The 16,596-nt window shown below is 36.8% G+C and carries 9 protein-coding genes; 7 read left to right on the forward strand and 2 right to left on the reverse strand.

Features of this window, described 5'->3' with window-relative positions:
• Positions 1 to 155 precede the first annotated feature (155 nt).
• The 7 genes from J2X17_RS04400 (at position 156) to J2X17_RS04430 (ending at position 11,817) form a co-directional block, all read left to right on the forward strand.
• On the forward strand, positions 156 to 1,502 hold the full coding sequence (locus J2X17_RS04400) for a TolB-like translocation protein (protein WP_310295064.1): 1,347 nt from the start codon (positions 156 to 158) through the stop codon (positions 1,500 to 1,502).
• Between the two features lie 50 nt (positions 1,503 to 1,552).
• Entirely contained in the window at positions 1,553 to 3,889 is a 2,337-nt protein-coding gene (locus J2X17_RS04405; RefSeq protein ID WP_310295066.1) for a glycoside hydrolase family 2 TIM barrel-domain containing protein, read from the forward strand.
• A gap of 114 nt (positions 3,890 to 4,003) precedes the next feature.
• Positions 4,004 to 5,542: a family 43 glycosylhydrolase gene (locus tag J2X17_RS04410; protein WP_310295069.1), complete on the forward strand. Its 1,539-nt coding sequence runs from the start codon at positions 4,004 to 4,006 to the stop codon at positions 5,540 to 5,542.
• A gap of 232 nt (positions 5,543 to 5,774) precedes the next feature.
• Positions 5,775 to 7,103, forward strand: coding sequence for a rhamnogalacturonidase (locus tag J2X17_RS04415; RefSeq protein WP_310295071.1), 1,329 nt, complete (start codon positions 5,775 to 5,777; stop codon positions 7,101 to 7,103).
• Positions 7,104 to 7,595: 492 nt separating this feature from the next.
• Positions 7,596 to 9,995, forward strand: coding sequence for a glycosyl hydrolase 115 family protein (locus J2X17_RS04420; protein ID WP_310295073.1), 2,400 nt, complete (start codon positions 7,596 to 7,598; stop codon positions 9,993 to 9,995).
• 44 nt (positions 9,996 to 10,039) lie between these two features.
• Positions 10,040 to 11,416 carry a sulfatase-like hydrolase/transferase gene (locus J2X17_RS04425; RefSeq protein WP_310295075.1) on the forward strand — a complete coding sequence of 459 codons (1,377 nt, stop codon included), beginning with the start codon at positions 10,040 to 10,042 and terminating at the stop codon, positions 11,414 to 11,416.
• Positions 11,417 to 11,640: 224 nt separating this feature from the next.
• The gene (locus J2X17_RS04430) at positions 11,641 to 11,817 is read left to right on the forward strand and encodes a histone H1 (protein ID WP_116752766.1); all 177 of its coding nucleotides are present in this window, start codon (positions 11,641 to 11,643) and stop codon (positions 11,815 to 11,817) included.
• Positions 11,818 to 12,035: 218 nt separating this feature from the next.
• Here the strand turns inward: J2X17_RS04430 and J2X17_RS04435 are convergent, their stop codons facing one another.
• Positions 12,036 to 13,538, reverse strand: coding sequence for a rhamnogalacturonan acetylesterase (locus J2X17_RS04435; RefSeq protein WP_310295078.1), 1,503 nt, complete (start codon positions 13,536 to 13,538; stop codon positions 12,036 to 12,038).
• 178 nt (positions 13,539 to 13,716) lie between these two features.
• Positions 13,717 to 16,578 carry a glycoside hydrolase family 2 protein gene (locus J2X17_RS04440; protein ID WP_310295080.1) on the reverse strand — a complete coding sequence of 954 codons (2,862 nt, stop codon included), beginning with the start codon at positions 16,576 to 16,578 and terminating at the stop codon, positions 13,717 to 13,719.
• Between the last annotated feature and the right edge of the window lie 18 nt (positions 16,579 to 16,596).

Below are 16,596 nucleotides of genomic sequence, written 5' to 3' on the forward strand. Positions count from 1 at the left end.
GTTTCGGGAGCAAAGGCGCAAAGTTTTTAAAATGAATTGCCTCCAACTTTAGCTGGAGGTGAAAATTTAGTTCAGTTAATCGGCTTTAGCCAAATTATTTTAAAACAAAAAACTTTATGCCTTTGCGAGATCAATTCAGCCCAATACAAAACCATATGAAATTCAAATCAACAATAAATATATTCACCCTTTTATTCTCACTGGCATCTTTCAGCCAGATTGGAACCCGATTCCCATCAGAAAAAAAGATCATAAAAGATCCCGTTACAGGCGTTGATTTAATTTTTCTGACAACCAAATCGGCAGGAGATTCTAAAACCTATCCAACGCATCCACAATGGACTGCCGATGGCGAATGGCTGATTTTTAGAACCAAAAGAGCCAACGGAGAAGCGATGGCAGTCAACGAAAAATCAGGTGTAATGGTTCAGGTTACCGAAGGCGGTTATACCGGAACTTTATGCATGGCGCAAAAATCGATGAAATTGTATTTTATGCGCAATGGCGAAGGCGAGAAAATGCAAATCATGGAAGTAAATCTGGATGCTGTTTTTAAAGACAGTCAGGCTGGGAAAATGAAACCGGTTTCGGCTTACGAACGTGTTTGCGGCATCACAAATCCGGAAATGGGTGCTTCTGGCGATATGGCTTTGGATGCTAATGAAGATGTGGTTTATTTCCGAATTGGAAAAGAAGAAGCCGCAAGACATTTAGATCCAAATGTCAAAATCGAAAAAAGTTTTGGTCCAAGAAACATGGGCGCAGGTCCGGGTGGAATTGGGAGTATGAACATCAAAACTGGTGAATTCAAACATGTGATTTCGGTTCCGTTTCAGGTGGGTCACATTCAATCTAATATCTGGAATCCTGGCGAGTTGGTTTTTTGCTGGGAAACTGGCGGAAAGTCTCCACAAAGAACGTGGACAGTTATGGCAGACGGAACGGGTTTAAGACCTTTGTATCCCGAATCAGATTATGAATGGGTTACGCACGAAGCCGTAATTTCTAAAGATGAAGTAGCGATGGCGATTATGGGACATCGAAAAATTGATATTCAGAAAGAAGCTCCGACAGAAGTCGCTTTAAACGGTGAAATTAAAAATCCTGTAAATCCGGGGCAGGAAAGCAATTGGGGAGCTACAGGAACACGCGAAAAACCAACAGGTTTGGCAATCGTAAACCTAAGAACCCGCGAAATGATTATTGCAGGACAAACAAAAAGCGGCAGTGGTTTGTGGCATGTTCATGGTTCTGCTGACGGAAGATGGGCGGTTGGCGATGACTTTTCGAGAAGTTTATATTTAATCGACAGAAATACAAACGAAATGATGATGTTGACAACGGGACACAGAGAAACCGCCGCAGATCATATTCATCCAACTTTTAACAGGGACGGAACAAAAATCGAAATTCAGTCTGCAATGCTTTCAGAAGATAACAGAACACTTAATATCTGTATTGTAAATGTTCCGAAAGAATGGCTGAAACGCAAAGTGAAATAATTAATCCCTCATAAAATCTATTAAGAAAATAATCCGATCAAAAATAAAAAATGAAATATTTTAATACAAAACACGCAAGACAGTTGTCATTACTGTTTTTAGTTTTAGCAGCAAACGCTTTCTCGCAGGCGCGAAAAGTAACTAATTTTGATACTGGCTGGCAGTTTACAAAAGGCGAAATTGCCAATGCAGAAAATCCGTCATTTGATGATGCAAAATGGACAAAAGTTAATGTACCACATGATTGGAGTATCGAAGGGCCTTATGACAAAACCAATGAATCTGGCCGTGGCGGAGGTTATTTGCCAACCGGAATTGGGTGGTACCGCAAGACATTTCAAATCGATAAAGCCGATGCCAAAAAAGCAGTTACAATCGAATTTGATGGTGTTATGGCCAATAGTGATGTTTGGATTAACGGCAAACATTTAGGGAAACGTCCTTACGGTTATATTAGTTTTGCTTACGACCTGACTCCGTATTTAAATTTTGACAAACCAAATGTAATTGCAGTAAGAGCCGATAATTCAATTCAGCCAGCTTCGCGTTATTACACAGGTGCGGGAATCTACCGTCATGTGCGTTTGGTTTCGGTAAATCCAACTCATTTTTCACATTGGGGAACTTTCGTTACAACTCCAATTGCGACAGCTTCAAAAGGAGTTGTAAGTTTAAAAGTTGAAGTTGAAAACAAAGCCACAGCTGGCGATTACAAATTACAAATCGAAATTGTAGACGCATCAGGAAAAGTGGTTAAAACGGCGGAGAGCACAAAAAATATTCCCGCGAATGCAAATGGTTTGTTTTCTCAGGATGTTGAAATTGCAAATCCAAAATTATGGGATGTTGACGCACCGAATTTATACACGGTAAATACTAAATTATATTACGGAAAAACACTTGTTGACAATCAAAGTATCCCATTCGGAATTAAAAAATCGGAATTTGTTGCTGAAACCGGTTTTTGGCTGAACGGTAAAAACATAAAACTAAAAGGTGTTTGTTTGCATCATGATGGAGGTGCTGTGGGAGCGGCTGTTCCGTTAGGCGTTTGGAAAGAACGATTCAAAAAATTAAAAGAAGTTGGCGTAAATGCTATCCGTACCTCGCACAATCCTGTGGCTCCTGAGTTTCTGGATTTATGCGATCAAATGGGATTTTTGGTTATGGATGAAACGTTTGATACGTGGAATTCAGCAAAACACAACGGTGAAAAAGGATACAATTTATATTTCACAGATTGGTGGGAACAAGACACGAGAGATATGATTTTGAGAGACAGAAATCACCCTTCAATAGTAATTTATAGTATTGGAAACGAAATTCACGATGATTTAAGTTATCCGGAAGGATACAAAAAATACAAAATGCAGGAAGATGTTGTGAAGAAATATGACGATACACGACCTGTAACAATGGCACTTTTCAGACCTGCAAATTCGAAAGTATATCTTAGCGGTTTTGCAGAACAAATGGATGTTGTCGGACAGAATTACCGTGAAAATGAATTAATTGCTGCTCACGAAGCACATCCAACATGGAAAGTTTTAGGAACTGAAAATACGCATGTTATCGTACAATGGCTGGCATTGCGTGACAAACCATACATGGCTGGTCAATTTTTATGGACAGGTTACGATTATTTGGGAGAAGCCGATTGGCCGGAAACTACCAATAATCAGGGTTTATTTGACAGGGCAGGAAACTGGAAACAGCAATCGCTTCAAAGAGACAGTTGGTGGTCATCTGAACCAGTGGTTCACATCGTAAGAAAATCGGAAAATGCAGGAGCAGGAAATTGGGTTGCAGATTGGACGCCAAATGATTTTGATACGTACGACAATGCAAAAGTTCAGGTGTACAGCAATTGTGATGAAGTTGAACTTTTTCTGAACGATAAATCATTAGGAACTTTAAAAAAACCTGCTGATGATTCGCCAAGAGAATGGAATGCCACTTTTGAAGCCGGAACTATAAAAGCCATCGGAAAAAATAACGGTAAAGTGGCTGCACAGGAATCATTTACATCTGCCGGAAAACCGTCAAAAATTATATTGACAAAAAGTAATGCAACCGTAGCAAACAATTGGGATGATGTCTCTTTCATCACTGCTACAATTGTTGATGACAAAGGGATTCCATGTGCCAATGCAGATAATCTAATTCATTTCACAATCACAGATGCCGGTAAAATTATTGGTGTTGATAACGGAAATATTATCAGTCATGAATCATATCAAAATCCTGATAGAAGCGCTTTCAATGGTAAAGCAATTGCCATCATTAAAGCGGCTAAAAACAACGGTAAAATTGAAATTAAAGCAACCGCCGAAGGTTTAGAAACCGGAACAATAAGTGTTGAAATTGTTCCTGAAAAAGAAAAATAATAAATATTATTAATGTAAAAAGAGGCAGCATTTCAATTTGAAAATGCTGCCTCTTTTTATAAGGAAAAAAAGTAAATTGAACTAAAATCTGCTTTTATGTTATAGTCTTCAATTATGCAGATAGTACAGGATACTATAAAACACGGAAAACAGTATTTTAGACTTTTAAATGATCAGCTAGCTAAAAATGCCATCTTGAAAAAACCAGAAACAAAATATAAAAACCAAACAAAATATTCCAAATTTCTGGGATATTTTACGAAAGAAATTGTTGCTATATTTCTTCTGATGAATTTTGCTTTTCTATCCGCGCAAGAACGAAAAATGGACGCTATTTATTCCGGTACACCTTGGTTTGATCAAAATGGAAAAATCGTAAGTGCCCATGGAGCCAATATAATCAAAGAGAAAAATAAATTTTATTTTTTTGGCGAAGCACACACAGACACGAGTAATGCGTTTGCTGGATTCAATTGTTATTCTTCAGAAGATCTGTATAATTGGAAGTTTGAAAGTGTAGCACTCCCTCTGCAAAAATTAGGAAAACTAGGGCCGAATCGTGTTGGCGAAAGAGTCAAAGTCATGAAATGCCCAAAAACTGGAGAATATGTCATGTACATGCACGCCGATTCAATCACGTACAAAGACCAGTTTGTTGGTTATGCAGTTTCAAAAAATATAAAAGGTCCTTATCAGTTTAAAGGTCCAGTTTTGTTTCAGGGAAAACCAATTAAAAAATGGGATATGGGAACTTTTCAGGATCATGATGGTTCCGGTTATATTTTAGTTCACGGCGGTGAAATTTATAAATTAAGTGATGATTATAAAATGGTAACGGAGAAAGTCAACGAGAATCTAACCACTGGATTTGAGTCGCCAACAATGCTGCGAAAAGACAATATATATTATCTTATTGGATCTAATTTAACGAGTTGGGAGAAAAATGACAATTATTATTATACCGCAAATTCACTAAAAGGCCCGTGGACTTCTCAAGGATTAATTGCTCCCGAAGGAACATTGACATGGAACTCACAATCGACTTTTGTTCTGCCAATTCAAGGTTCAAAGGAAACCACTTATATGTTTATGGGTGATCGATGGTCTTTTCCTAAACAGGCTTCTTCTGCAACGTATGTTTGGCAGCCACTTTCAATTTCCGGAATGTCTATTTCAATGCCAAATTATAAAGATTCGTGGCAAATTGATATTTTAAGCGGAGTTGCTTCTGTCAAAGACAATAAAGATGAAATTATAAAAAATACCGACAAACAAATTCAATATTCCGGAAATTGGAAACATCAGAATAATGAAATTTCAGAAAGCAAATCGGATGCTAAAAATGCGTCATTTTCAATAAAATTTACCGGACAGCAAGTTGGTTTGTATAGTTTTGTTGGTTCTGAAAACGGTTATGCAAAAGTGGTTGTCACCGATGAAAAAGGCAAGGAAATTGTAACAGCTTTTGTAGACATGTACAGCAAATTTTCAATGTCAAATCAAGTTTTTAGGTCGCCAATTTTCAAAAAAGGGAATTATACGCTAATGGTTTCCAATACTGGAGAAAGACCAAATTGGTCGGATAAACGAAAATCAAATTATGGAAGTACAGGTTACTATATTTCTGTGAATCAGATAATAATCAGAAAATAGATACCTGTCGCGGGTATAATGTATAAAATTTTTATTTAACACATAGAAACATAGATTTTATTTCTAAAAAAGAAAAACAAAAAGAAATACATTTCTTGCACATAAATAGTTATATGTCTTTTAAATAAGTGAAACGCCTACTTTTAAGCTTACAAAAATCTATGTTTCTATGTGTTAAAATAATTAAACCCAAAAAATAAATAGAATAATTTTAAAATAAAAACAGCTGACAATGAAAAAGTTTTTCACTTTGGTTTTATGCGTGCTGGGGATTTCTCAGGCTGCATTTTCGCAAAAATATACGAATGATAAATTTCCTGACGGAAGTGAAATCACCCCTTGGTTTAAAAATTACACCAAACTTCAATTAAAAGATTTAGGTAAAAAATATACCATCACCGATTTTGGAGTGAGTAAAGACAGTACCAAAGTTCAGACTGTTGCAATTCAAAAAGTAATTGATAAAGCTTCCGCAAATGGAGGAGGAGTTATCATAATTCCGAAGGGAGTTTTCCTGAGTGGAGCCTTATTTTTTAAGCCAAAAACAGCTTTATATGTTTCTGAAGGAGCAACTTTAAAAGGCTCTGACAATATTGCTGATTTTCCGATAATGCCATCAAGAATGGAAGGGCAGAATTTAGATTATTTTCCAGCAGTCGTAAACGCGTACGGAGTTGATAATTTTTCGATTTCAGGAAAAGGAACCATCAACGGAAACGGAAGAAAGTATTGGGATGCTTTCTGGGCAAGACGTAAAGAGAATCCAAAATGTACTAATTTAGAAGTTTCAAGACCAAGATTAGTTTTTGTGTGGAACTCCAACAACGTACAATTTCAGGATGTAAAATTGATCAATTCCGGTTTCTGGACAAATCACTTTTACAAATGTAATAACGTCAAAATATTAGATACTTACATCTACTCTCCGCACCAAAAAGGCGATGCTCCAAGTACAGATGCAATCGACCTTGATATTTGTACCAATGTCCTTATTAAAGGAAGTTATATGTCTGTAAATGACGATGCTGTAGCGTTAAAAGGCGGAAAAGGTCCTTATGCAGATCAGGATAAGAACAACGGACCAAATGCCAATATCATCATTGAAGACTGTAAATTTGGATACTGTCATTCGTCATTAACAAACGGAAGTGAAGCCATTCATAACCGAAATATAATCATGCGTAATTGCGAGGTTGACGGACCTTCAATATTATTACACCTTAAAATGAGACCTGATACACCGCAGCTTTACGAGTATATCAGACTTGAAGATATTAAAGGACAAACCAAAAACGGTCTGGCTATTTTAGGATGGAAACAGTTTTTTGATTTAAAAGGCCGTCCAGATATTCCATTATCGTATGGAGATAACGTGACTTTAAAAAATATCGAACTTAAATGCGAGATGTTTTATAAAGTCGAGAACGACCCAAATGTTCGTTTATCTAATTTCACTTTCGAAAATTTAAAAATTGAATCTGTAAAAGCAGAAATCGACAAAAGCTTAATCAAAGGCTTTACTTTGAAAAATGTTTCTGTGAATAATTTACAGGTTGATTAAAAAAGGTTCATAGTTCCAAAGGTACAAAGGAACAAAGGTTTTTTTAGAGGCGCACAGCAGTCTGTCTAACGTATTCAAAGGTTCTGAGGTTCAGAGCAACAAAGGTTCTGAGGTTTTTACCGTAGAGGAGCACAGCAGTGCGTCTAACGTACTCAAAGGTTCAAAGGTACAGAGCAACAAAGCGACAAAGGTTTACCGTAGAGGCGCACAGCAGTGCGTCTAACGTATTCAAAGGTTCAAAGGTACAGAGCAACAAAGCGACAAAGGTTTTTACCGTAGAGGCGCACAGCAGTGCGTCTAACACAAAGGTTCTAAGTTTTTTTGCTCACAAATAAACACATTGTATGTCATTCCGAGGAACGAGGAATCCCCGCAAGTAGCTCGACAAGCTATATATACTTTGTGTGAGCTTCTTGCGGGGATTCCTCGTTCGGAATGACATACAAGAAACATAAAAAATAACTGAGCAGTCAAGTATTTCAAAATAAAAAAATGAATAAAATATTTCTATACGTCATCGCAATTGTATCTTTAAATTGCTATTCTCAGGATAAAAATGCTGTCAATTTTCTAATTGCAGATTCAAACCAGACAGCGGCTATTTACATTGATAAAAATAGCGATCCTTTGCTTGTTTGGGCGGTAAATGAATTGGCTGATGATGTTAAAGAACTAACCGGAAAACGACCAGAAATAAAGCAAACCAATATAATTTCGGCAAACGGAATTTATATCGGAGAAGCTTCTTCCAAACTATTTCAGTCCAAGAAAATCCAAAAAGAAGTAGCGGATCAATGGGAGAAATTTTCAATTCAAAAAGAAAAAAATAACCTTTTAGTTACAGGAAGTGATGTACGCGGAACAGTGTATGCAGTTTTTGAAATTGCAGATCGTTTAGGAATTTCTCCATGGAAATGGTGGGCAGATGTTCATCCCATCAAACAAGAAAAAGCAGTACTTCAACTTCCCAAAAACGGAATAATTTCTTCGCCGTCAGTTCAGTACCGTGGAATTTTTCTGAATGATGAAGATTGGGCGTTACAGCCTTGGGCCGCCAAAACTTTTGAACCGGAAACGGGTGATATTGGACCGAAAACCTACGAGAAAATCTTTCAGTTATTATTGCGATTAAAATCTAATACTATTTGGCCGGCGATGCATCCGTCTACAAAAGGATTTTTTACAATTCAGGGCAACAAGGAAATGGCTCAGAAATATCATATTGTAATTGGCTCTTCGCATGCAGAACCAATGCTTCGAAACAATGTTGACGAATGGAAACCGAAAATTTATGGCGATTATAATTATTTCACCAATAAAACCCAAGTTGATAAATATTGGCAGGATCGTTTGGACGAATTGAAATCGGCGCAAAATGAAACCATTATGACATTAGGAATGCGAGGCGTTCACGACAGCAAAATGGAAGGCGCGAAAGATTTAGCAGCATCAATTGAAATGGTCGAAAAAATCATTGTGAATCAGCGTGAAATGCTTTCGAATACTTTCAAAAAACCGCTGAAAGATATTCCGCAAGCCTTTGTTCCCTACAAAGAAGTTTTGGAATTATACGACAACGGACTTAAAGTTCCGAGTGATATTACTTTGGTTTGGCCAGATGACAATTACGGTTACATCCGACGTTTGAGCAATGAAGAAGAGCAAAAAAGAGCAGGAGGAAGCGGTGTTTATTACCACATTAGTTATTGGGGAAGACCGCACGATTATCTTTGGCTGAGCACAACACAACCGGGTTTAATTTGGTACGAAATGAATAAGGCGTACGAAAACGGCGCAAAGAAAATGTGGATTGTAAATGTCGGAGATATTAAGCCTGCGGAATATGATATGGAATTGTTTTTGGATTTGGCCTGGGACATCAACAGTATAAAATCAGATGGTTTAAACGGACATTTAAAGGATTGGGCGTCAAGAGAATTTTCGCCTAAAATCAGCTCCGAAGTAAGTTCCATTTTTGAAGAATATTATCGTTTGGCATTCCTTAGAAAACCCGAATATATGGGCTGGAGCCAAACCGAACCAACAACGCCAATAAGGCTTTCAGATTTCTCTGAAGATGAAATTTGGAGCCGCATAAAAGCGTATAACTCTCTCATTGAAAAAGTAGACAGTTTGACTAGATCTATTCCTGAAGAACGAAAAGATGCATGGTTTCAATTGGTCGTTTATCCTGTAAAAGGCGCAGCTTATATGAATCATAAATTTTTGTATTGGAATTTAGAAGCCACAACTTCTGATGAAAATCAAAAGAAAAAATATGAATCTTTGGCTTCCGAATCGTATCATAAAATTGAAGAACTTACCGATTTTTACAATACAAAATTAAGCAACGGAAAATGGAATAAGATGATGTCGATGCACCCGAGGGATCTTCCTGTTTATGATTCGGTTAAGAAGAATACATTTTCTAAAGAAGAATCAAAATCAAAAATAAAAATTGTTATTCCCGCAAATCAATTTTCTTCTCCAAAAGGATTTAAAAATTACCAATGGAAAACGATTAATGGTTTAGGATACAGTAATAATTCGATTACTTTATTTCCGCTGAAGCAGCAATATTTTAAAGCCGAAAAACCTTCTGTTACATATAATTTTGAAGTTGAAACAGCAGGTGATTACGAAGTTGAAATTCATTTGCTTCCAACACATTCAAACAATTTCGATCATGAAATAGGAGTTCAATTGGACCAAAATACGACTCAGTTTTTCAAAACCAACACAAAAGATCGCGATCAAACCTGGAAAGAAAATGTTTTGCGAAACAGTGCAATTGTAAAACTTCCTGTGTCAAAACTGGAGAAAGGAAAACATACCATCACAATCAATGTGAATCAATCCGGAATTGTGCTTGATTATATTACAGTAGAATAATTTTTAGGATTGAACTTAATTTCTATTTAAAAATAAGTAAAAGTATGAATGCAAAAATACAATGGTTGGCTCTTTCATTGTTTAGTTTTTCGACGATTTTTGGTCAGGAAAACCAATCTAAATCAACAGAAAAACCCAATATTATTTTGATAATTGCCGATGATGCCGGATGGAATGATTTTGGTTATCATGGCTCTCTAATTAAGACTCCAAACATTGATTTTTTAGCCAAAAACGGAGTAGAATTAAACCGATTTTACGTCAATCCAACCTGTTCGCCTACAAGAGCAAGTTTGTTGACCGGAATGCCTTCCAGCCGTATGGGAATTGTCGCGCCGATTAGTGATAAAGATCAGACCAAATTGCCGGATTCAATTGCAACTTTGCCAAAACTTTTGCACCAAAACAATTACCAAACGGCGTTAGTAGGGAAGTGGCATTTGGGGTTACAGCTCAGCAGCGGGCCAAAAGCTTATGGATTTGATTATTCATATGGTTTTTTGCACGGACAAATTGATCAGTACTCGCATTTATATAAAAATGGGGACAAAAGCTGGTATCGAAATGGCGAGTTTATTGAAGAGAAAGGACACGCTACAGATTTAATTACCAATGAAGCGATTAAATGGCTTTCGAAAATAAGAGATTCGAAGAAGAATTTCTTTTTAGAAGTTGCTTACAGTGCACCGCATTTTCCTTTGCAGGAGGAACAAAAGTGGAAAGATCCTTATATGAACACCATACAAAACAGTTCCAGACGTGATTTCGCAGCAGCTACGGCTCATTTGGATAACAGTATTGGGATTTTGCTGGAGCAGTTAAAAAAAGAGAAACTGGATAAAAATACAGTGGTTATTTTCATGAGTGATAACGGTGCCATGGAAAATTGGAATTCAAAAAATGAGTATAACGGAATTCATCCTTCCAATGATGTGCTGGGCGATAATACCCCGCTTAGAGATTGGAAAACATCCAATTATGAAGGAGCAATTAGAGTGCCTTGTGTTTTTTACTGGAAAGATCATCTGAAGAAATACAAAAATGAAAACTACATTTCGGTTATAGATTTACTACCTAGTATTTTGTTTTTAGCGGGAGATAAAAATCTGCCAAAAAGCATTGAAGGGAAGAATGTCTGGACAACAATTTCAGAAAACAAACCGATTGAAAATAAAGAAATTTATGTGAGAGGTCATTTGCAGGAATCGTTAATCAATAAGCCATGGAAAATAATCAGAACAAGACATGAAAAAGATGTGCCTGCAGATTATGAACTTTATAATATTGAAAAAGATCCGGAAGAAAAGAATAATGTTTTCCTACAAAATAAAGCTATAGCAGAAACAATGAAAACGGAACTCGAAAATCAATTTAAAAGAGATGCAAAAAAAGTGAATTACGATAAAAAAAGTAAGGAGTAGAAAGAAAATAAGCTTGTGAACACTATTCAAACATCGATTATAAGCTTTTTAAGAAAAATTTAATTGTACTATTTTTTTTGTAACCAATTGATAGTAAACGACAAAAGGAAGAGGTTAATTTATTATTAACTGAAAGCGCGAAAACAGTTGTAATTTTAACATTAAAGATGCGTTTACTATGAAGCAAACTTTTATTTTTGCGCCTTAATTTAACAAGTATAAACATGAAAGATTTATTAGTAAAAATCAACGCCGAAATCGAAACATTCAAAACAGAAGCTGAATCTTTAACTGAAAAAGGTATTAAAGCTGCTGGAGCTAGAGCACGTAAATCAACTCTGGAACTTGAAAAACTTTTAAAAGAATTCAGAAAAGTTTCTATCGAAGAATCAAAAAAATAATCTTTGCATTCAAAAAATAAAAACCTCGTTTAAGTTATTTAAACGAGGTTTTTTTTATATAAAAAGTGAGTTGTGAAATGTAAATTGTAAAAAGTAAGTTGTAAAAAGTAAGTTGTGAATTGTTAGATGTGAAATGTAAGTTGTAAAAAGTAAGTCTAACATTTCGCATTTAACATCTAACAATTCACAATTCACAATTCACAACTAACAATTTACAATTATTTAGCTATTTCAATATAATCTTTAAGTCCGCAGTCCTTTATTTTTTTGATGGCTTCCGCGACAGCGAGTGCATTAAAAGCGGCACCCTCCCCGCCAGTGTGTGTATGATCTTTCGGAAAAAATTCTTTTACTTTTTCTTTCCCTAACGCTTCATATTTCACGGCAACAATTTCATTCAGGTCAATATAAAAAGCACCTTGTTTTTCGGCTGCGATTTTCGACCAGTTTCCGTAAGTATCCGCTCTGCGTTCTACTTTATCATTTGGCCATTCGTTTCTGGGCGTCTGACTTAAAACAATCGGAATTGCACCTTTTTCTTTGGCTTCTTTGATGAATTTTTCCATATAAAAGCCAAAAGTATGTACGGTGTCCGTTACACTGTCACGAACAACGATTTGTGTTTCGTCGCCATTTCCTTTTAATGAACCTCTGAATTTTTCCTTATCAACAGCACCGGCATCATTATGACCAAATTGTATCAAAATATAATTTCCGGGCTGCAATTGCTCTTTAACCTTGTCCCAAAGTCCTTCAGTAACAAATGTTCTCGTACTTCTTCCACCACGTGCTTTATTGATGATTTCAACTCTTGTGGTATCGCAATATTGCGGAAAAGCAACTCCCCAGCCCACAGCGTTCACATTATTGTTGTTCGCCATCGTAGAATCGCCAATCAAAAACACTTTTTTCTTAGCCGGAAGTACAATTTTAGGATCTTTTAAAATGTAATTTTTTAAAGAGTTTTTGCTCATTTTCAGTTCATTGATAATCACCGAAGCCGAAAGTACAGCGCCCTTTGCAGAGGTATGCGTATGATCTTTTTTGTAGAAATAAGTTCCGGTTACTTTTGCTTCGCCGAATTTCTCCATTTCAATTGCCATTTTTTCATTCAAATTGATGAAAGTTACTTTTTCCTTTTCCGCAATTTGTTTCGCCCATAAACCATATGATTTATCGTTACGGGGCACTTTTCCTTCTTTCCAGTCGTTTCTCGGAATTGGTGAACAAATAATCGGAATTGCTCCTTTAGATTTGGCTTCACGAACAACTTTCTGAATGTACCAGCCATAACTGTGAACCGTTTCATGCTTTTTAGTCAGCATATTGTCGATTTCTTTTGTTTCATCGCCAATGCCTTTAATCGTTCCGCGAGCGCGAAGACTGTCGTTCAACGGACCATCGTCATTATGTCCAAACTGAATCAAAACATAATCTCCTTTTTTAAGTTTGTTCAAAACCTCGATCCATAAACCTTTGTCCTGAAAAGTTCTGCTGCTCGTTCCGCCCAAAGCATGGTTTTCGATAGTGACTTTTGTAGTATCCAAAAATTGTCCGATGTAATCTCCCCAGCCCCAAAGTCCACCGTCGCCTTTTCCGCTTCCGTTTTTAACCGTAGAATCGCCTACGGTATAAACAGTTGGTTTTGGGTCTTTTTTTGCTGTAAAATTGAAAAATAATAATGCCAGAATTAAGGCAGAAAATATTTTGATTGATTTCATATTTTGTAATTGTGAGTTGTGTGAGTTGTGAAATGTGAAATGAGTTTATTTAACCGTAAAGTTCGCAAAGGGTTACGCCATGTGCGCAAAGCTTGTGAACTTTGTGTTTTCTCAACATAATTTATGTAAAAAAACTTAGCGTACTTTGCGGTTAAATTATGCAGCATTGAACCTGAAACTAAATCTTATCTCTAAAATCAAACCATAAATTCATTTTAATTCCATCGTCACCGCTTTTGATTCGGATGTTCGTTGGCTGACTTTGTGGTCCTTGCTGTTCCAAAGGTTTAAAATCCCTCATCGCCGGAATTTCGTACATAAACGAAATATCTCCTTCCGGAAATGCCGGTTGCGGATTACTTCCTGCAAAACCATTTTTAGGTAAATCAGGTGTAAATAATCTTAAAAATAAATTATCAGATTCACTGAAAACTTTAAATGATGACGCACCCGCTTTTAAATTGGCTCCCAATAAATTAGCGTGATACCCTTTGAATTCAGGATAAATTAAATTTTCAAAACTTTCTCCTGTAATTGTGTTGTTATAATCTTTCTCCCAAATGCCGTATGTTGTTCCTTTAATTCTGTTCTTCCAAACGTGATACGGACCTCTTCCAAACCATTTTATTCCCGTAACTTCTTTCTCAGGAAAACTAAATGTAATTCCGAATTGATTGATTTTATCTTCAAAGAATGCACCGTCAAAACCGCCTGCATTTTCAGCATTTTTCAATGCTAGCAATTCCATTTTAAATCTTCCGTCCGGTTCCATAATCCATTTGATGGAATTTAAACCGCCAGCATAATTTACGATACAAATCGCTTTATCGCCTTCTTGTGAAACCTGAATATCTTTCAATTTAGCTTTCATTCCAATCGGACGCGGACCATTTGTCAACGGAATAGTTGCCGTTGCGTTTTTAATCGTTTTGATTTCGCCCGTTGCAGCATCAATTGTAACCGTAATATCGCTTCCTTTTAAAGTAATATCTGTTGCCGTTTTTACCGCCGAAGCCTTCGCTTTTGTATTTTGAACCGCTAAAAATTTATTCGCATAAAACACCGCTTTATGAATTGGCCATGTCCAGGTATAAATTTCTTTATTGAACTGGTCGTAAGCCGTAATCGATAAAATATCGCCCTCTGCAAAGTTATTCGGAACAGCAAAATTGATTTTGCGGGTTTCGCCCGGTTCAATACTCGGAAGTTCAATTTTTCCGCCGCTTATTGCTGCCGAAGTACCACTAGAATACAATACATTTTTATCTGCTTGCAATACTTTAAATTCCATTTTGCAGGTATTCAGATTGCTGAAAAGGAAGTCGTTTTTAATTAAGAATGAACCGTCAAAACCTTCCGTAACCTGTTTTGGCTGAAACTGAATTGGTGCCCAAACTTCTTTAACCGTATAATAACTTCCTTCTCTTTCACGATGCGGACCTAAAATTCCGTCTGCTGCCAAAGAACCTTTCGAGTCAAATTTAGCATCACCCGTCCAGTCCGAACGAAATACAGCTTCGTCTAACATTGCCCACATAAAACCTCCCGCAAACAACGGACTTTCCTTGTAGCGATTCCAGAAATCTTCCAGCGCAGCTCCGTGTCCGTTATCGTACGTTCCGTGCATGAATTCCGTTGGAAAAAATACATTTTCACCAGCGTTAAAACGGTGCATTCCAGTTAAATAAGTAGGATAGTGGTGCGTGTCCCAACCGTTAAAATCGGCCCAAGGGTGAATCACAATTCTCTTTTGCGGATCAAGATTTGCAAAAACCTTATCCGTGTCATAATTCCATCCGCCTTCATTTCCGTTGTCCCAAATAATTACCGAAGCGTGGTTTACATCACGTGTAATCATTTCAGTTGCCAGTTTTTTTCCGGTTTCTGTATCGTAAGAGTTTTGCCAGCCCGCCAATTCATTCAAAACAAAAAGACCAAGTGAATCACAAACTTCTAAAAAGTGTTCGTCAGGCGGATAATGCCCGCGAACCGCATTCATGTTCATGTCTTTGATTAATTTCCCGTCCAGTTCGCTGATGTGTTTGCTCGTGCTTCGTCCGCCTTCCGGCCAAAAAGAGTGACGGTTGATTCCCTTCATCAGGATTTTAGTTCCGTTCAGGTAAATTCCGTCTTGTTTTTTAAACTCTAAAGTTCTAAAACCAATGCGTTTATCATATTGATGCAATACAGTTCCGTTTTGTTTTAAAACCAACTGTAAATCGTATAAATTAGGATTTTCAGGATTCCACGGTTTAATGTCTTTCCATTGTGCAGCAATACTTTCTGTAGTTGCTTTTGCTTTAATTGGGAAAGTAAAAGTTTGGAAATTCTCTCCGTTTAAACCTTTAAGAGTTGCCTCTAAAGTGGCGTTTTTTGGAACATTTTTAAGATTCAAATCAACAGTAATCGAACCATCCATTTTTGGATTAACGGCAATATTCTGAATATGGGTTTTAGGAGAAACTTCTAACCAAACCGGACGATAAATGCCGCCAAAAAGCCACCAGTCAGCTCTTCTTTCTGCCGCATTCACCGATTTATTTGCCGATTGTTTCCAAACATGAACTTCTAAAAGGTTTTTAGAACCATATTTCAATAGAGATGAAATGTCATATTTAAATTCATAAAAAGCGCCTTGATGAATTGCTCCGGCCAATTTTCCGTTTACTTTAACTTCAGTATCCGTCATCGAACCACCAAAGACAATCAAGACATCTTTACCGTTATAATCAGCAGGAACTTCAAATTCATATTTATACAAACCTTCTTCCTTGCTTGGTTCTTTTTGGTTCAGTTCTTTGTACCAGCGACCGTATGTATATTCTCCAAAACCTTCCACTTCCCATTGCGACGGAACGTTTATTTTAGACCATTTCTGGCTGTTATTTCCCCCTGTACAATAAAAATCCCATTGCACTGGATGTTCAAAATCTTTCCCTGAAAGATACACTTTATCAGTTTGCTGAGCGTTGCTGTTTTGGGTTACAAAAAGCGCAAACGCAGCGATAGAAAGATTTTGGATCGTGTTTTTTAGTTGCATAATATAAATTCTTTGATG

It is taken from the genome of Flavobacterium aquidurense, assembly GCF_031458035.1.
GTDB classification, from domain to species: domain Bacteria; phylum Bacteroidota; class Bacteroidia; order Flavobacteriales; family Flavobacteriaceae; genus Flavobacterium; species Flavobacterium aquidurense_C.